Annotated in this window: 19 protein-coding genes; 12 read left to right on the top strand and 7 right to left on the bottom strand. The window is 68.7% G+C overall.

Going from position 1 to position 15,489, the window contains the following annotated elements:
- Positions 1-77: 77 nt before the first annotated feature.
- On the bottom strand, positions 78-467 hold the full coding sequence (locus RF647_RS06720; RefSeq protein WP_368811054.1) for a hypothetical protein: 390 nt from the start codon (positions 465-467) through the stop codon (positions 78-80).
- Between the two features lie 195 nt (positions 468-662).
- On the bottom strand, positions 663-1,187 hold the full coding sequence (locus RF647_RS06725; protein WP_368811055.1) for a flavodoxin domain-containing protein: 525 nt from the start codon (positions 1,185-1,187) through the stop codon (positions 663-665).
- A 90-nt stretch (positions 1,188-1,277) separates the two neighbouring features.
- On the opposite strand from RF647_RS06725, the gene RF647_RS06730 reads away from it, so the two are divergent.
- The 4 genes from RF647_RS06730 (at position 1,278) to RF647_RS06745 (ending at position 3,298) form a co-directional block, all read left to right on the top strand.
- A complete protein-coding gene (locus RF647_RS06730) occupies positions 1,278-1,745 on the top strand; it encodes a hypothetical protein (RefSeq protein ID WP_368811056.1) in 468 nt (155 codons plus the stop codon).
- A gap of 100 nt (positions 1,746-1,845) precedes the next feature.
- Entirely contained in the window at positions 1,846-1,998 is a 153-nt protein-coding gene (locus tag RF647_RS06735; RefSeq protein ID WP_368811057.1) for a hypothetical protein, read from the top strand.
- A gap of 17 nt (positions 1,999-2,015) precedes the next feature.
- Positions 2,016-2,789, top strand: coding sequence for a hypothetical protein (locus tag RF647_RS06740; protein WP_368811058.1), 774 nt, complete (start codon positions 2,016-2,018; stop codon positions 2,787-2,789).
- A 104-nt stretch (positions 2,790-2,893) separates the two neighbouring features.
- On the top strand, positions 2,894-3,298 hold the full coding sequence (locus tag RF647_RS06745; RefSeq protein WP_368811059.1) for a hypothetical protein: 405 nt from the start codon (positions 2,894-2,896) through the stop codon (positions 3,296-3,298).
- Positions 3,299-3,401: 103 nt separating this feature from the next.
- Here RF647_RS06745 and RF647_RS06750 read toward each other — a convergent pair whose 3' ends face one another.
- A complete protein-coding gene (locus RF647_RS06750; RefSeq protein WP_368811060.1) occupies positions 3,402-4,448 on the bottom strand; it encodes a serine hydrolase domain-containing protein in 1,047 nt (348 codons plus the stop codon).
- 986 nt (positions 4,449-5,434) lie between these two features.
- Between RF647_RS06750 and RF647_RS06755 the strand changes: the two genes are divergently transcribed.
- The 3 genes from RF647_RS06755 (at position 5,435) to RF647_RS06765 (ending at position 6,680) form a co-directional block, all read left to right on the top strand.
- Positions 5,435-5,785: a hypothetical protein gene (locus RF647_RS06755; RefSeq protein WP_368811061.1), complete on the top strand. Its 351-nt coding sequence runs from the start codon at positions 5,435-5,437 to the stop codon at positions 5,783-5,785.
- Positions 5,786-5,868: 83 nt separating this feature from the next.
- Positions 5,869-6,135, top strand: coding sequence for a hypothetical protein (locus RF647_RS06760; protein WP_368811062.1), 267 nt, complete (start codon positions 5,869-5,871; stop codon positions 6,133-6,135).
- A 314-nt stretch (positions 6,136-6,449) separates the two neighbouring features.
- Positions 6,450-6,680: a hypothetical protein gene (locus RF647_RS06765; protein ID WP_368811063.1), complete on the top strand. Its 231-nt coding sequence runs from the start codon at positions 6,450-6,452 to the stop codon at positions 6,678-6,680.
- Positions 6,681-6,996: 316 nt separating this feature from the next.
- On the opposite strand, the gene RF647_RS06770 is transcribed toward RF647_RS06765, so the two are convergent.
- Positions 6,997-7,308 carry a hypothetical protein gene (locus RF647_RS06770; protein WP_368811064.1) on the bottom strand — a complete coding sequence of 104 codons (312 nt, stop codon included), beginning with the start codon at positions 7,306-7,308 and terminating at the stop codon, positions 6,997-6,999.
- A 401-nt stretch (positions 7,309-7,709) separates the two neighbouring features.
- Here RF647_RS06770 and RF647_RS06775 point away from each other — a divergent pair, with 401 nt between their 5' ends.
- On the top strand, positions 7,710-8,714 hold the full coding sequence (locus RF647_RS06775) for a hypothetical protein (protein ID WP_368811065.1): 1,005 nt from the start codon (positions 7,710-7,712) through the stop codon (positions 8,712-8,714).
- Between the two features lie 482 nt (positions 8,715-9,196).
- Here the strand turns inward: RF647_RS06775 and RF647_RS06780 are convergent, their stop codons facing one another.
- A complete protein-coding gene (locus RF647_RS06780; RefSeq protein ID WP_368811066.1) occupies positions 9,197-9,574 on the bottom strand; it encodes a TIR domain-containing protein in 378 nt (125 codons plus the stop codon).
- 578 nt (positions 9,575-10,152) lie between these two features.
- Between RF647_RS06780 and RF647_RS06785 the strand changes: the two genes are divergently transcribed.
- Positions 10,153-10,488 (top strand): hypothetical protein, encoded by a 336-nt coding sequence (locus RF647_RS06785; protein WP_368811068.1) that lies wholly within the window; start codon positions 10,153-10,155, stop codon positions 10,486-10,488.
- Positions 10,489-10,804: 316 nt separating this feature from the next.
- Here the strand turns inward: RF647_RS06785 and RF647_RS06790 are convergent, their stop codons facing one another.
- Entirely contained in the window at positions 10,805-10,987 is a 183-nt protein-coding gene (locus RF647_RS06790) for a twin-arginine translocase TatA/TatE family subunit (RefSeq protein ID WP_368811069.1), read from the bottom strand.
- Positions 10,987-11,865, bottom strand: coding sequence for a BTAD domain-containing putative transcriptional regulator (locus RF647_RS06795; RefSeq protein ID WP_368811071.1), 879 nt, complete (start codon positions 11,863-11,865; stop codon positions 10,987-10,989). The genes RF647_RS06790 and RF647_RS06795 overlap by 1 nt, the downstream gene beginning before the upstream one ends.
- Positions 11,866-12,513: 648 nt before the next feature.
- On the opposite strand from RF647_RS06795, the gene RF647_RS06800 reads away from it, so the two are divergent.
- The 3 genes from RF647_RS06800 (at position 12,514) to RF647_RS06810 (ending at position 15,449) form a co-directional block, all read left to right on the top strand.
- Complete coding sequence (locus RF647_RS06800) at positions 12,514-13,344, top strand: hypothetical protein (protein ID WP_368811072.1); 831 nt, start codon at positions 12,514-12,516, stop codon at positions 13,342-13,344.
- A gap of 56 nt (positions 13,345-13,400) precedes the next feature.
- A complete protein-coding gene (locus RF647_RS06805) occupies positions 13,401-14,234 on the top strand; it encodes a hypothetical protein (RefSeq protein WP_368811073.1) in 834 nt (277 codons plus the stop codon).
- 513 nt (positions 14,235-14,747) lie between these two features.
- On the top strand, positions 14,748-15,449 hold the full coding sequence (locus RF647_RS06810) for a class I SAM-dependent methyltransferase (protein WP_368811074.1): 702 nt from the start codon (positions 14,748-14,750) through the stop codon (positions 15,447-15,449).
- The last annotated feature ends 40 nt before the right edge of the window (positions 15,450-15,489 follow it).

Here is a 15,489-nt window from a genome sequence, read left to right on the forward strand (position 1 = left end):
TGGCGCTGCTGCCCATCGCTTACCGGGTTCGCCGTGGCCCGCTGGGAGGGCGGTCTGTTCCTGGTCCTGTACCTCGCCTACACCGGATACGTGCTACTGGCGGCCACCGAGCACGACGCCCTGGAGGGCTTCAGTTCTGTGATGGTCTCGTTCGTCCTGCCCCTGGTCGTGATGACCCTCGTGGCGGTGAGCGCCCACGAGCTGGGCCAGCGCCGCCAGCGCCGCGGGCTCGGCGGGCCGGCGGGCGCCCCCTGGCCACCGCGGGTGGGCCGGGGCAGGGTCGTGTCGAGGACCAGCACGGTGAGAGCGGCCACGACGGCGGTCCCGGCGAACCAGCCGGACAGGAACGCGGTGACCGCGCCCCGGGTCCCTCTGGTGACGAGCATCAGCACGATCACGGCGACGGGCAGGGAGGCGGCGAGCAGTCCCACCGCGATCGGGAGACCCGCGGCTGCGGCTGCCGGCACGACGACCTCCTGGGAACGGGTGCCCGTGACCGGGCCGCTGACGCCCGGGGCTGCGGTCGAGGCGACCGCTCCCCTCGACGAGAGCTGGGGCCCCGGGCACCGGGACCCACCCGCCCTGCGACGGGGACGATCGGAACACCGCCTCGGGGGCACCTCCTTCTCCACCAGGGTGGAGGCCGCGAGCACGGCCGCGGATCACCCGCCGCGGGTGGTCGTCCTCAGCGCACCGGCGATGTCGCGGGTCCAGACCTCGATCCGGGGCCAGTCCCGGTGGTCGCCGAAGCGCTCCCCGGCCCCCCGGAGGATGAGTCCGGCCCAGCCGGGCAGCTGCTCGGCCTGCGCCACCCCGGACAGCAGCAGGTGCCCGCGCGGGTGCACCACCTCCCGCAGGGACGCGGCCAGCCGCCTGTTCTGGGCGCGGCGGACCGGTTCGCGAAGGATCCGCGGCAGGGCCGCGGACATCCCCGCGCTGAACAGCCACACCGGTCGGGTCCGCAGCACGGCCTGGTGGCGGTGGACGAACGCGCTGGCCACCGGCAGCCAGTCCTGGTCGTGGATGGCACTGCCCAGCACGACGGCGTCGTAGTCGCCGAGACCGTCCTGCTGTTCCATGGGCCCGACGTCGACCGGCGAGCCCTCGTCCCGGAGCACGTCGGCGATCCGCCGGGCGATCTCCGCCGTCGACCCGTGTGCGCTGGCATGTGCGACGAGAATCCGCATCTTCGACTCCCTCTCGGTCCTGCCTCCAGCGTAGGCCGACGACCGGCCGGACCGGGTGACGACCGGGGACGCGGGACGTAGCGTAGAACCATGAACAATCTCGTGCTGTCCCTGACCAGCTCCGCGGCCGCCGGAGCGCTGACGCTGGTCTCCCCGTCCGGTTGGTCGCCCCGGGTGCGCGCCGCGTACGTCGTGGTGCCGGGAGTCCTGGTCGCCGGCGCAGGAGCGTGGGTGCTCTCCCGGAACACCGGCGGGGAGGATTCCGTCGACGCCGGCACCGAGCTCGGGCCCCTGGCCGACGGGAGCCCTGTCGCGGCGCAGCGGCTGCCGGTGGCGGCGCGGGCGGCGCTGCTGCTGGGTCTCGGCGCGGCGACGTGCGGGGTCCAGGCCGCCTCGCTGCGGATCGATGCGATGCTCGAGCGGTGGCTGGTCGCCCGCGGGGCGACCCATCCGCGCCGGTGGATGGCCGCGCTCGCGGTGCTCGCCTCGCTGGGTATGGACGCCGCCGGGGACCGCGTGAGCGCCCTCGCCGGGGAGGACCGCCGGCCCGTTGCCTGACGACCTCCGCCGCCCCGGGCGCGGCGGCTGTTACGGTTCCCCCAGCAGGCACCGGACGCCCGCGTCGCCCGTCGACCCCGACTCCACGAGGAGCACCACCATGGCCGCTGAGCCCGTCGCCCGGCAGACCGAGCCGGTCCTCGTGCCGTTCGGCGCCTCGACCGTCCCCCCCGCCCGGGGCCGCGGTGAGGCCGGGTCTTGGGCTCGTCGAGCCCCCGGGTCCCGCAGCCGGCCGCGCCGGCCGGTCCGCTGAGCCGGGGTCACCGGACGGTGGACGAGCGGCGGAGGCTGAACCAGGGCGGTGCCGTGTACCCCGGTGCGCGCGCGGTGGTCATCCCCGCCCGCACCGGAGCCACCGGGGAGCCCACCACCCGCCGTGTGGTCGTGGCCGCCGACCGGAGGAGCTTCACCTTGGACGACGGACAGGTCTACGAGCGGCTCTCCGGGGCGCTCTGGTCCCAGCGGCGCTCCCCGGACGTCGGGACACTGCTGGTCCGTCAGGCCTGCACCGAGGGCGCGGCCCTGTTCGACGGCCTCTGGCGCTCGGCCGCGGACCCGTCGCCGCGGACGGCGGCCGAGATCGCCGAGGCGCAGGAGGCGGCTGTGGTCGAGGCGCTGCGCGCCCGGCACCGCGTTCCGCCCTGGTCGAGGCCGGACTTCTACTACGACGTGGTCCGGGCGCGAGAAGCCCTGGCCGGTCTGAGCTCGGACCTCTCCCGGATCCCCGACGAGAGGTTCTGGGCCGTGGTGGAGCGCCACCGGCGAACCCCTGCCGAGATCGCCGGGCTCAACCAGCCGGTGGGGCCTGACTGTCTCACCGCGGAGCACGGGACCTGCCGGCGGTGCCGGCCCGTGCACGTGTGGGCGTGGGTGGCCGAGCGCCGCTGGAGCCACCACGGCGGTGATCCGTCCGTGGTCTACGACGTCGAGGCGATCGTCGCCGTGCTCGAGCGCATCGACCCCGGGTACCGGCACACCCCGGGCCGGGTCCTCACCCTTGTCCTCGACGAGCACCACCGTCCGGAGCAGGGGGCCGCCCCGTGAGCGCGGCGCCGACGGACGGCGCACCGCGCACCGGACCCGGGCCTGCCCCCGTCCGCACGCCGGCCCCAGCACGCCACCCGATCCCCTCGACGACAGGACGTCCCATGCGCCGACCCGTTCCCGCTCTGCTCGCCCTCTCCGCCCTCGCCCTGACCGGCTGCGCGCCGACCGCCGACGACATCCAGGCGATGGTGGCCGGCGGGGCCACCTACGAGGACGCGACGGCGCTGCGCGACGACGTCGTCGGGGCCGGCATCGACTGCCCGGGCACGGACCAGCTGCGCGCCCCGGCCGATCCGGAGACCACCTACCTGGACTGCGCCAACGGACGCATGGCCATGGCCGTCACGGACTCCGAGGAGCGCATGGAGGGGCTGCTGAACACCCTCAGCAGCGAGCAGGGCGCCTCCTTCCTGCACGCGGACAACTGGGTCGTCATCTCGAGGGATGCGGCCCCGCTGCAGCAGCTCCAGGACGAGCTCGGCGGGGACATCACCACGAACCCCTGAGCGGTCACGGTGCCGCTCGCCGTCCGCCCGCACGGATGGTGGGAGCCCGGCGCCGCCGCACTACGGGCGCCCACGGCCCCCTCACGGACATACCCCAGGCCTGCTACGACCAGGAGGCGGTCGTGAGGAGGGCGAAGAGAGGCTCGAAGTCGTAGCTCGTGGTGCTGTCGGTCACGACCACGATGCCCAAGCAGCGTTCTGGGTAGAGACGCATGACGTTCCAGAATCCGGCGCCGGCCCCGGAGTGCTCGACCCACTGCCCCGCTTCCTGGGTGGGACGGCGGAACCAGCCGATGCCGTGGCCGAAAGGCTTCCCCGGGTGCTCGATCACTCGCATGGATCGGGCCGTCTCAGCGGACAGGATGCGATGCCCCTCGATCTGGCCATCACCCAGGTGCAGCCGCAGAAACCGTCCGGCATCCGCCACGTCGCCGACCAGACCGCCGTAGGCGGCTCCGTCGACGGAGAAGGGCCGCAGGCCCAGGCACGCGCCGTGACGGGTCCCGGCCACCCCGGGTGGGAGCAGACGGCGCAGCAGCGGATCGGCGGCGCGCGGGGCGCGCACATAACCGGTTGCGGCTGGTGCCTCCGGGCGGTAGGTGAACCCGGTGCTGGTCATGCCCACTGGATCCAGCACGGCTTGCCGCAGATAGGACGTCACCGGCATACCGCTCACCGCTTCGATGATCTGACCCAGCGCAAGATAGCCGATGTTGGTGTATCGGGCCCTGTGCCCCGGGGCGTGGCGGTAGGTACGAGGTCGGCTCATCATGGACCGCAGCAGGTCCTCGACCGCCGGCGGCTCCTGCTCGGCCGGGTGCACCCATCGCAGCGGCAGAGGATTGGACAACCCCGCGGTGTGGGTCAGCAGCTGCCCTACCGTGGGCTGGGAGGCACGCGGGGCGCGCAGACAATCCACATAGTCGGCCACCGGGGCGTCCAGCTCGAGGCGACCGTCCTCGACCAGGGTCATGACGGCCGTGGCGGTCACGATCTTGGTCATGGAGAACCACAGATACACCGTGGCCGGAGTCGCGGGCGCCCCCGTGGCCAGGTCAGCCCTTCCGAACCCACCGGCGTACAACGACCGTTGTGAGTCGACCACGACCAGGGACAGTCCCGGGAGGCGCCCGGTGCGCATCATGGTCATCACCGCCTCCGCCAACCACTCAGGAGTACCCCCTGGCTGGGCAACGGAATCACCGGGGTGGTTCTCGGACGGATGGCTGTGCATGGCATCCCCCAGATGCGCGACTCCACGGACGTCGCAACGGTCTGACGCCACCTTGAAATTCTGTCGCTGCGGTGTCAAAACCGAAACCGTCCAAGCCATGCAGACGACGAAGACGGAGTCCGCCAAGACGCTGCGTCGGGCCCCTCAGTACCAGACGACGGCCGATCCCGCCGTGATCCACTACAGACACCTGCGTCCGCAACAGGAACCAGCGCGGCGGGCAAAAGAACCCCCGCTGCAACGCCGAACTTCCGAGAAGTGATCGGTAGCCGGCCATATGTAAAGTCATGGAGACTAGTGACCTCTGCATCCGTTGTGCATGGGATGACCAGCGCCTGCACGGCTGCACCCTCGGACCTCGGCTGTGCTCGTCTCACAGGCAAGCCGGGTCAGATGTCCCCCGGTCGCGCACCAGTCCCATCTGCGTGAGGCCGGCGGTTGTCGGTGATCACTGTCTTGGCCCGCTTGCCGTTGCGAGAGTTGCCGCAGTTGCGCCCTTGCGGGTCGCCGGGCTTGTAGCCGTGATGCTCGTTTATCTCCTCGTCCTCCAGCCACCTCGACGACCATCGTGGCCGGCCGCTTCACCCAGTCCGTCCGGGCCCGTCACCGCCGCCCCGCTGGCCCGGGTTTGACGGACCAGGTCTCGGATCGTGTCCTGGCGGTCCGCGGACAGTTCCGGTGTTTGATCCGACTGCTCGCCGGGCCCCGGTGGGCTCACGTCCACCAATGTCTCGATATTCTCGCGCATGCCGACCATTCAGCCCCGAACGTAGCAATGGGACCTCTCGCACCGTGGGTGCGACAGTCCTCTCACACACGATTCCACCCCATTTTATTGACCTCTCAAGTAAATGGAGAAGGTAGCCCTGGTTGCACCTGCCCATCTCCACAAAAAGATGTGAATGGATACGATCGGCCAGGTGAGCACCCACCACACGACCCCCGGTTCCCGACGCCACCCTGCACTACGGGTCGCGGCATGCATCGTGCTCGGTGTCATCGGGGCGCTCGGCACGCTGGGTTGCCTATTGGCACTGTTCCTGGCGAACCTGAGCTTTTTCGCCGAACGACCGCACGTGCCGGTGACCCACACGGTCCTGTTGCTGGCCGGTGCCGCCGCAGGGATCGGCGTCCCGGCTCTCGTGTCGGCCCTTGTGTTGAACACCTGGCGGCAGCGGCTCGTTGTCGCAGCGGTGATCCTCACCGTCCTGCTCCTGGGCGTACTGTCAGTGGTTGGGTTGCTGGGCGTGTGATTTCCCCGCCGGGGCCGGACTACAGTGCTGGCGACACGCCTGTTCCCCGACACCACCTCCTGTTGTTGGTGACGGGTTGTGCCGTGCTGGCCCTGGCTGGGATCTTCGTCACCGTTGGATGCCTGCTGGCGCTGTACTTGGAGCTGACCGGCTTCGGCTCATCACCCGACGAGAAGCTGCCCGGGGCGTACACCGCCTCGCTGGTGGTCGGCGCGGCGGCTGGGCTGTTGCTGCCCGCCTACTTGGCGCGGCTGGTGGTCCACGGACGCTACCGCGTGGCCGCAGGGACCCTGGCCGCCTCCATCGCCGCGACCGCAGTGGTGGTGTCGTTGCTGGACGCCTGGGGGTGATCATCCGCGCATCAGCCATAGTTCCGGGCTGGCGCTCCGGGTTAGGCCCACACAGACCGTGGTGATGATGTGGATCCTCGTCGAGCGTGTTCTACCAGGTCACTGCGCCGGGTCACGGTGCACTCCTCCAGGCCCAAGCCGACACTCGACCGGAATCGCGCCCCCTCCGGAGGACAGGCATGGACGCACAAGGGCCCGATGCTGCGCAAGGGAGACCCCTCTTGCCGTACCGGAGCGAGGCTAAGGTGATTTCCGCTCGTTCCGCGATATCCGAATTCCTTGCCAGGGGTACCCGCCGCTGGTTAGCTTGGCGCATGAACACGCTCCCCACCGGTGACAGCATTCCCGACGACCCTCACCAGGCAAACGACATCGGTGTACCGGACACCCCCGCGCGGGACATGGAGACCGCCCAGGACACACTGGGTGCGTCCAATGCTGGACAGCGGGTGCCCAGCGCCGGCGACACCGGTGACACGGGCCAGGACCTGACCGGCGCCCAGAGCGACCTGGACGACGTCCACCGGCCGACCGAGACGAACTGAGCCGCACCGACGAGGGGACGCCCCGCCCAATGCGGTCTGCCTGAATCGTCTTTTCCTCCGGCAGCCCGCGTTGGCTCAACCGGCCATATGTAAAGCTCAGGGCGCCCAGCTGGCCTGTGACGCCACGGTGGGAGGTTCGGGGACGGCCTCATGGCGTACGACGCCCGCAGGAGAACCCGAGCGGATCCACCCTGGACGGCCCGTTCGAGAGCGGGAAGTGCAGTGGGAACGGGGCCACGGACGACAGAGTGGGGACACTTCTGTTCCTCTCCGTCTGCGGCGCGTTACGTGAAGCGCCGCACCGAGAGAGCAGACCTCAGGATCGGCCTCCGGGCTTGCCCCAGGACATCGCACCGAACACCTCGTGGGAATGCTCCAGGAACTCCACATCCGCCCGCGCCAGCAACGCGCCGGGGGCGTAGTCATCGGCCTCGCAGCGCACCGGCACGAGCGCCTGGTGCGGGGCGTACTCGTAGTCGATGCACAGCACCAGCTCCCCGGCGCGCAGCTTCAGTCCGGGCCGATCGGCGAGCATCCGGTAGCGGCGCAACCGGACAGGGGTCTGAGCCGAACACGTTCCTGTCGCGGGGGCGGGATCGGTCTGGGTAAAAGTACTCAAGACGCTCATGGGTGGTGACCTCCTGGAAAGCAGACTTCCCGGAAGGGACCTCCCGGGGCGTGACGCGCCCCATCGGTCGTCCACCGTTCACAATAGAGAGGTCGCCCCGAACCAGGAAGTGGTGCGCGGGTGAACAGTAGGGGCCAACCGGTGCCGTGCGCGGCGCGGTGAACCCCTAATGCGACGTTCGTCAGCGGGCCCGGGCGTCGGCGTGGAGCTCGGTCAAGTAGGTCCGGCCAGCCCGTAGTCGGAACGCCTTGCGGGTGATGCGCGGACAACTGACCCACCTTGAGGTCGAGCATGACCGTGAAAAGTCAGTCATACCCGCCAGGGGTGAAGTGCGGGAGACTGACCCCGGTGGGGTGCGTCATTAACCACAGCGCGGGCCGTACCGGACAGGAGACGTGGACATGGGCTTTCTGGACCACCTTTTCGGCCAGCGAACTCTCGACCCCTTGAAGCCTTCTCGGCGCAGAACAGCGGCACGCCCTCAGGAAACGCCATCACCTCAGGAGCACACTTCCGCCCAGCCGCAAAAGGGCAAGGTCGGTGCTCCTCAGGCCCCGGGAATGGACCTGCCCAGCATCCCGACCTGGGCGGATCGCTTCTGGGGACGCCAGGAAGCCGCGCTGACCGCAACCGGCACCCAGTTCGTCCTGGACAACGGGCCCCAGCTATCCCGGAACCACTGGGAAGAGGAGAAGACCGGTACCCTGAGCGTGCACCTGATCGCCGGTGAGCCTTGGCTGTCGTGGCGGGGGCACATCATTGGGAAGATGCACCGCGCTGATCGCGAGAAGGCCTACAACACCCTGGCGAAAATCGATCCGCAAGGCTGGCGTCTTGAGCTGCCTGCCTTCGTGGGGTGGACGTACCAGGAGTCCGTCAGGTGGCACGAAAACGGGACGATGCAGCAGCCCTGTAGAGAGCGGGTGCCCGTGGTGACCTACACCCAGCCCCAATGGGTCACCCATGACGGCCGGCACGACCTCACCTGGTTCGCGCAGAATCCCGCTCCCCGCGGCAACGTCGCGCTCCTGCCCTCGGGCGGTCCCCTGACCGTCAAGCTCGGCTACGGCGCTCACCAAGCACTCCACCCCTACATCCGTCACGGGGCGCACTGCGGGATCTACGCCACCTTGCACATGGGAGATCCCGAGCAATCGCGTAGCGCACCGCCGTGCCTGGTCGACGTGAACGGGGTGACAGTCGGGAGACTCACCCCCCAATCCGGCACCCGGATGGCCCCCCTCATCGAGGACCTAGCGGGCCGCGGATATGAAACAGCCACCTGGGCAGTCCTGAAGGGCAACACCGTGGCCGCAGAACTATCGGTCCACCCACCACGATTCTCCGAGGTGGACAAAGCCTGGTTGATCCTGCCCGACGCCCCACGCCCAGGACCGAACGGTTAGAAGCAGACCGCGATCTCCTCCCCGAGGCCACTGAAGACACGTACGCGACAGCAGCCTCGGCCGGCCGCGGATTGGGACGCCTACACCAGCCCGAGGAAAGACGGGGCCGGGTCTCCCGCCGCATCAAGGGGAGGCGCGCATCGGAGTGGATGTGTCCACCACTCTCCCAAGGGTTAGCACCCGCAAGCCCTCGCACCTCCCCTGCAAGTTCTACGTCGAATCACCTAGGCCATTCATGCCGTGCTGGTGCGTCAACTCCCGTGGTTTAGTGACCGATAGCTGGCCATATGTAAATTGGAACGACTGAACCGCTCTTGCATCCAGTGTCGGCGAATCGACCCGTCACTGCGCACCCGCATCTGCGGAGCTCGGATATGCCCGCTCCACGGACAGTCCGGATTACTGGGCGATTGATCGTGTATTAGTCCCGGTCGAATTCTATTCTCGGCAGCGTGCACCGGGGGTGTCCGGTAAGTGTTGGATCAGAGACGGTCGAGGAAGTCTCCGATGTTCTCCCAAGTCCAGGACTCACAGCGCGCCGGACCCATCTCGGCCGGCTTCACCCGGTGCTTGTCCTCCACCCACAGGCCCATCAACGGTTTGCCCTCGGCGACCGCGCAGCGGATCTGCCACCGCGCCACGGCCGAGTCCGGGGTGGCCCCGCCGATCAACGCGATCACCCCGTCGCAACCACGGATCCGCTCCCGCACGTCCTTCTTCCACTCCTCCGGACACGCCGCGCCCGCCGGTGAATCCAGGAAAAGGGCCTGGTCCCCGGACCGCGCCCACTGCGTGGTGAACAGGTCCCGGTACATCTCGTCCTGTTCCGCGAACGCCAGAAATACAGTTCTCGGCGCCATTGCCGCCAACTCCCCACAAAATAAAACAAGCCTCGGTATTAGTGGGAGCCACGGTACGGGCTGTCTCGACCCAACGAAATAAGAGCGGGCAACATGGCTTCATGAACGGACCACTCGTGAATGACGACCGCGCACCGCAACCCTGCCAGGGCCTCGGGGCCGTCCACAGGAATTAGCCACCAGCCGCCGACATTGTCACCGCTCTCTACGGCGCCCTCGACGAACCCGCCGGCTGGTACCGGGACCGTGGGGGAACGACCACGTGGAGTCCCTGGGCCACTGGGTCTCAACACTGCCCGCGGAACAGGGCATGGCCTGGTGGGGTCAGAGGCCGGCCCAGACCCGGGGATGGGCCCGGCATCGGCAGGGCGCTGATCGACCGCAACAAAGTGTCGATTAACGCGGGGACCAGCAAAAACGTTGTGTCACGCCTGGCCGGTCGACAGCATGAAAAGCACGGCGGTGTCGCAGCACCACGTGGATCGGCTTGAACCGCCCTGTCGGCTCAGGCTTGGCATATCCATCAGAGTCCGCGGCGACGGGGACAGTGCCGGTGGGTGGGGGTCACGGGGGTCGGCATGAGTACTTGGACGGTGCAGATCACGATCGGCACGGCCCGTCGCGTGGACGCCCCCACCGTGGCGACCCTGCTGGCGGGGGCCGGCCCGTGCCAGAAAGTGTCTTGCAGTCATGGGGCACCAGGGGTGACGGTGCTGCTGGGCGTGGAGGCCACCACGGCCGCCGGTGCCTACGGTGCCGCCCTGGTCCTGCTGGTGGCGGAGGTGCTGCCCCGGCTGGCGGAACCGGTCCTGACCGATGTGCTCATCGGTCCCGGCGAGCAGCTCCTGGCCGCCCCACAGCGCCCCGAGCTGTCGATCCCCGCCACCGGCCGGGACGAGACCGCCCTCGTCTAAACTCCCCTGCACCAGGTGCCCGGGCGCCAAGGGTGGCCCCCGAAACTTCCCCACGACCCCGCAACGGGCCGGGAACCGAAGGCACCGGCCACCAGTGGGACTTCGACTCCTGCCGCCGCGGGGGAGCTCGCTCCGGGCGGTGATCACCTCGGTCGGGTGCTCATTGGCCCTCCGGGTGGCCCGGGCGTCGGCGTCGATGAACAGGCACCCCTCCATCCCGGCCCCCGCGATCGTTGCCTCAACACCTCCACCGGCCGAGCCGGACGGGGATTCGAGGAGCCGTCAGCGTCGATGTCCTCAAGCCCGTTCTGTCTGCCTACCGCGACGCCGACGACCCGGGCTGATCGTCCTGGTTCATCTGGTGGACCTCGGATCGGAAGATCCGCAACGACTGGCCGAGACTACGAGCCAGACCCGGCAGCCTCGGGGTGCCGAACAGCAGCACGATCGCCAGCAGGATGATCACCAGCACCATCGGGTTGTCGAACAAGCGAGCCATCAGGGAGTCCATTCTTCAGGTGGGTGGAAGCTGTGTGCTCGACACGGCGCGCCCACCGGACAAAGGTGGTTGCGCGGGTCCCGGGTCCTCAGGAGGCGAGGCTGACGGTGCGCCCCAGGAAGGCCTGCAGCACGGGACGCCTTCCGACAGGCTCGCGGATCCGGGGCCCCGGGCACCCGACCGGTCGCCGGGGGCGGCTGGTGGAAGTGCCCGTGCAGCACCAGCAAAGCCGACACGGCTCGGGCCAGATCGTCATCGTGACCAGCGGTGGCTTCCAGCATCCGCCGGTGCGCGCTGCGCAGTGCCGACCCCGGGGCGCAGCCCAACTCCCGGCCCAGCAGCCGGCGGCACCGGTCGTAGGCCTGCAGTCCCTCCACCGCACGGCCGGCGGCCTCCAGCCCGAGCACCAGCTCTGTCCAGGCCCGCTCCTCCAACGCCTCCTGCCCCAGCACGGCCCGGGCGTGGGCCCCGGCCTCCTCCGCTCGTCCCAGCTCCAGGGCGGCTTCGGCGGCCAGCAGGCGCGCCTGCCCCACTCGGGTGGCGTGCACATCTTGCTGGGACTGGGCCCACTCGTAGCCCAGTTCGTTCTCCAGCAACGGTGCCGAGGCGATGCCCAGGGCATCGACCAGCAGACGGTAGGCCTCGTGTGGGGGTGCGCACCGGGCTGCGCCCAGCAGGGAATCGAAGTGGCGCAGGTCCACCTCCACCAGGGAGGCGTCCATGACATAGCCCCCGTTGGTGGTCTTCAACGGCCCCGTGGCGGCCTGGCCGGGCTGGAGATGGCGGCGCAGGACACTGACATAGCTCTCCAATGTCCCCATCGCACCGGCCGGGGCCGCCTCCCCCCACACCAACTCCACCAGCCGGTACTTGGACACCGGTACCCCGGGGCCAGCAGCAGGATCTTCAGGATGTGGCGCTGCCGCGGGCCGCCCAGCTCCTCGGCCGTCAGCATGTGCTCCCCCGGCGCACCTGCAACGACCCCAAGACCTGCACCGACAACCGTTGGCCTACACCAGTGCTTTCCGACCGGTGGATGCGCGCACTACTCACCATCTGATCCGCGCAGATACATCAGGTTTCCCATAGTGAACGCACGGGGTCCGGTGATCTACCCGCACTTGTGGGGAACCATCACCGCAGCACCGTCAGCCACCAACCGGTCATATGCAAAACGAAAGGGGCTGAGCCGTCCTTGTCTCCCATGTCTTCGCTCCTTGCTCCTCCGCGAGCCCTCACAGCCCGACCGAATGGGCCTCCGGAGCAACATTGCGATCACGGTGTTATTTTCCGACGTCGGCTGCACAGATTTCCGAAGTCTTCTGTTCGTGATGGTTACAGGACGCAGGGAGGACGCTGGTAAGGGAACCCCGACTGCTTCGCGGCAAAGCATGGGCTCAGCCCTACCGTCAGCAAGCCCACTCCTCGACGGCCCATCAGGTCCTGCGTCGCCGGGGACTGCCCCGGCTACGGTGACTCCCAGGCCCCGTAGAGTGCGCCTCGTGGCGATGACTCACTATTTCACGATGACTAAGCGCCAGGCCGTTAAGGCTCTGGAGGAGTACCTCGTAGAACGCGCGGACGCGCTGACTCTGCTGCGCGAGGAGCTGGCTGCCGACGGCATCGATCCGGACACGCTGCTCGACGGCACCCCCGCCTCGCTTACCCCGGTGTGGCGGTGGGTCGCCAGCCGGATCACGGCGATGGAGGACGACCCCGCACCCATCTCCCGGGACGCGCCGGCCCCGCCCTGGTGGCCGTCGTGGGCCCGGTACACCGCGGACCTGCGCCGGAGTACACCGGCCGAGGTCGTGGCCCTGCTGGACGGGTTTGTCTCCTACCTCGGCGACGTCACAGCCGCCGGCGCCCCACAGGCGCAGTGGCAGGTCTGCCAGCACCGGGTCAAGCGCTACTGGCTGCAGAGCCACCCGGTGCTCAAGAGCCCGGTCACCGACGCGGACATCTATCTCCCGAGCCTGGTCACCGTCACCGCCAACCGGCTGCGGAGCGGCCTGGACCCGCTGCGCGAGGACGAGTTCACCAAGTACGGGACCGCCGTCATCACCAGGCTGCGAGGGGAGTCGGAGCCGGTCCCCGTGGCGGAGGAGGAACCACTCGTGGAAGTCGAAGAGGAGGAGGACGGGGTCTTCGACATCGGGCTGCACGAGGAGATCGCCCACGAGCACTTCCGGAAGGTGGACCGGATGGTCAAAGACCTCACTACCCAGCCGGGCATCGTCTCGGCCCACCGGGAGGACCGCGAGATGCTGCTAGTGACCGCCCCGGACTGGGACGCCGAGCAGCTGGAGCAGTGGGTCACCGACTGGCTCACAGCCGGGATTCCCGAGCTGGGTTGAGCCCACCGCCGACGCCCTTGCGAGGCCAGTGGGCGCCGGCAGTAGAGTCGTTTCCCATGGGGGAGCTGCTGTACGAGTGGATGGATGCCGAGCAGGCCGCGGACGCGCTCGGCGAGTACTTGGCCGAACGCGAGCCGGCGCTGCAGCGACTGCGCGCAACACTGACCGACCACGGCATCGAACCCGACGCGCTGCTCGATGGCACACCCGAGTCGATCGCCCCGGTATGGGAGTGGATCACCACCCAGGCCGAACAGCTCGGCATCGACCCGCGGCACCTGGGCAAGGACCCGACCCGACCCTCTTGGCCCACCTGGGCGCGCCGCGGAATGCTCGTGGACCCGCACCCGCCGGCGGCCACGATCGCACTCGTCGACGGGTTCGTGACCTACCTCGGCCAGGTGCTGCGCACCGCGGTGCCGCAGGCCCGGTGGCAGACCGGTCATCACCGGATCAGCGACTACCCGATGCACCACCGCCCGGTGCTCGCCGGCGCCGACCACGAGGTCTTCCTCCCGGGTCTACCGCTCTACAGCGTCTACCAGTCCGCCAACGGCCGCGACCCGATGGACGGCACCGAGATGCTCGCCCACACCCATCGCACCATCGCCGCGCTGCGCGGCGAAGGCCCAGAGGCTGCCACCACCGACGAACCCCTGGTGACGGTCGCCTCCGAGGTGGACTGCATCGACGTCGGCCTGCGCGCCGACATCGCCACCGAGCATCCGCAGCTGGTGGACGAGCTCGTCGTCGCCCTCGGCGACCGCGACGGCGTCGAGGAGGTCCACCGTTACGGGCCCGCCGCCCTGGTGGTGAACCTTCGGTCCTGGGACGAGCTGCAGCTGCGCATGTGGTGCACGCTGTGGCTGCAGCGCCACCTCCCACGCTGAGCCGGACGCTGCAGCTCCCGTCCGGCAACGCACCCCCGGCCTCGGTTCTTCGGCTTGTTGTGCCACCACGTCCCGATCACCGAGCCGACGGCCAGACCGGTCACCAGCAGGAACGGAAGCGCGATGAGGGCGAGCACGCCTGCCGCTCGGCCCGGCGCGCCTGAGTCGACTGCGGCGCCCGGTGCCGATGGGTGCGGCCGCTCATCGGCCGGGCCTGCGCTGCTCCCAGCCTGCTCCGATCGAACGATCTAACGGGAACAACATGATGGCACCCGATTCCGCCAGCATCTGGTCGCTAAGGAACCCCCGGTGCAACGCCGCTTTCGTGGTGAATAGCCGATAGTCCGCCATGTGTGAAGGAGACGGCGCCGAGCTCCTATTGCGACCGTTGGCTACGTCCGACTCATCATTGCTTGCTCCGCTGTGAGTTTGCTCTCCGATTTCAAGGTGTAGAGCTGGTCCCAGTAAGGGGCCGGTGGTGGAGGATAGTGCAGACAAAGGGGGTAGTCACGTATGGCTGATTGGTACCCAGATGAAGTCCGTCTCGCCGGCCGGGAGAACCTGGATGTCGAGCATGTCGCCCGGTATGACGCCAAGATGGATGCCCGGGCAGAGGACGAGGTCTCGCTGCTGCGGCAGCACGGGCTCACGGTCGGGTCACGGATCGTGGAGTTCGGGGCAGGAACCGGACAGTTCACGGCAGCTGCCTCACGTGCGGGCGCGCGTGTCATCGCGGTGGATGTGTCAGAACCGATGCTCGAGCACTTACGCCGGAAAATTGCTCGCGCGCAACTGAGAAATGTTGACCTGGTCCAGGCCGGGTTCCTCAGCTTTGTCCCTGACGGTGAGCCCGCTGATTTCGTGTACACCCGGTACTCGTTGCATCACCTTCCAGATTTCTGGAAAGCGGTCGCCCTGGTCCGCATGGGTCACCTGCTGCGACCGGGAGGCATTCTCCGACTGTGGGACGTCGTCTACGACTTCGACCCATCGGAAGTGGACCAGCGCATCGAGGCATGGTGCGCCCTGGGAGGAACCGACGTCGACGGTGAGTGGAGTCGGGCTGAGCTCGAAGAGCACGTCCGCGATGAGCACTCGACGTTCCGCTGGCTCTTGGAGCCGATGATCCTGAAAGCAGGGTTCACGATTCTCGAGCTCACGTACTCGCCGCAGACCTTCGACGCGCAATACGTCCTGCAACGAACGACGTCCTGAGTTCAAGCAGGACCACCTTCTCTGTGCGACAGGTCAAAAG

The organism is Kocuria sp. CPCC 205263 (assembly GCF_040981075.1).
In the GTDB taxonomy this organism is placed as follows: Bacteria; Actinomycetota; Actinomycetes; order Actinomycetales; family Micrococcaceae; genus Kocuria; species Kocuria rosea.

What these genes read in the sequence shown, in the direction of transcription:
- RF647_RS06725 (WP_368811055.1), bottom strand. Translation starts at nt 1,187, where the DNA reads ATGCGGATTCTCGTCGCACATGCCAGCGCACACGGGTCGACGGCGGAG.
- RF647_RS06730 (WP_368811056.1), top strand. Translation starts at nt 1,278, where the DNA reads ATGAACAATCTCGTGCTGTCCCTGACCAGCTCCGCGGCCGCCGGAGCG.
- RF647_RS06735 (WP_368811057.1), top strand. Translation starts at nt 1,846, where the DNA reads ATGGCCGCTGAGCCCGTCGCCCGGCAGACCGAGCCGGTCCTCGTGCCG.
- RF647_RS06745 (WP_368811059.1), top strand. Translation starts at nt 2,894, where the DNA reads ATGCGCCGACCCGTTCCCGCTCTGCTCGCCCTCTCCGCCCTCGCCCTG.
- RF647_RS06750 (WP_368811060.1), bottom strand. Translation starts at nt 4,448, where the DNA reads ATGACCATGATGCGCACCGGGCGCCTCCCGGGACTGTCCCTGGTCGTG.
- RF647_RS06755 (WP_368811061.1), top strand. Translation starts at nt 5,435, where the DNA reads ATGGATACGATCGGCCAGGTGAGCACCCACCACACGACCCCCGGTTCC.
- RF647_RS06765 (WP_368811063.1), top strand. Translation starts at nt 6,450, where the DNA reads ATGAACACGCTCCCCACCGGTGACAGCATTCCCGACGACCCTCACCAG.
- RF647_RS06770 (WP_368811064.1), bottom strand. Translation starts at nt 7,308, where the DNA reads ATGAGCGTCTTGAGTACTTTTACCCAGACCGATCCCGCCCCCGCGACA.
- RF647_RS06775 (WP_368811065.1), top strand. Translation starts at nt 7,710, where the DNA reads ATGGGCTTTCTGGACCACCTTTTCGGCCAGCGAACTCTCGACCCCTTG.
- RF647_RS06780 (WP_368811066.1), bottom strand. Translation starts at nt 9,574, where the DNA reads ATGGCGCCGAGAACTGTATTTCTGGCGTTCGCGGAACAGGACGAGATG.
- RF647_RS06785 (WP_368811068.1), top strand. Translation starts at nt 10,153, where the DNA reads ATGAGTACTTGGACGGTGCAGATCACGATCGGCACGGCCCGTCGCGTG.
- RF647_RS06790 (WP_368811069.1), bottom strand. Translation starts at nt 10,987, where the DNA reads ATGGCTCGCTTGTTCGACAACCCGATGGTGCTGGTGATCATCCTGCTG.
- RF647_RS06800 (WP_368811072.1), top strand. Translation starts at nt 12,514, where the DNA reads ATGACTAAGCGCCAGGCCGTTAAGGCTCTGGAGGAGTACCTCGTAGAA.
- RF647_RS06805 (WP_368811073.1), top strand. Translation starts at nt 13,401, where the DNA reads ATGGGGGAGCTGCTGTACGAGTGGATGGATGCCGAGCAGGCCGCGGAC.
- RF647_RS06810 (WP_368811074.1), top strand. Translation starts at nt 14,748, where the DNA reads ATGGCTGATTGGTACCCAGATGAAGTCCGTCTCGCCGGCCGGGAGAAC.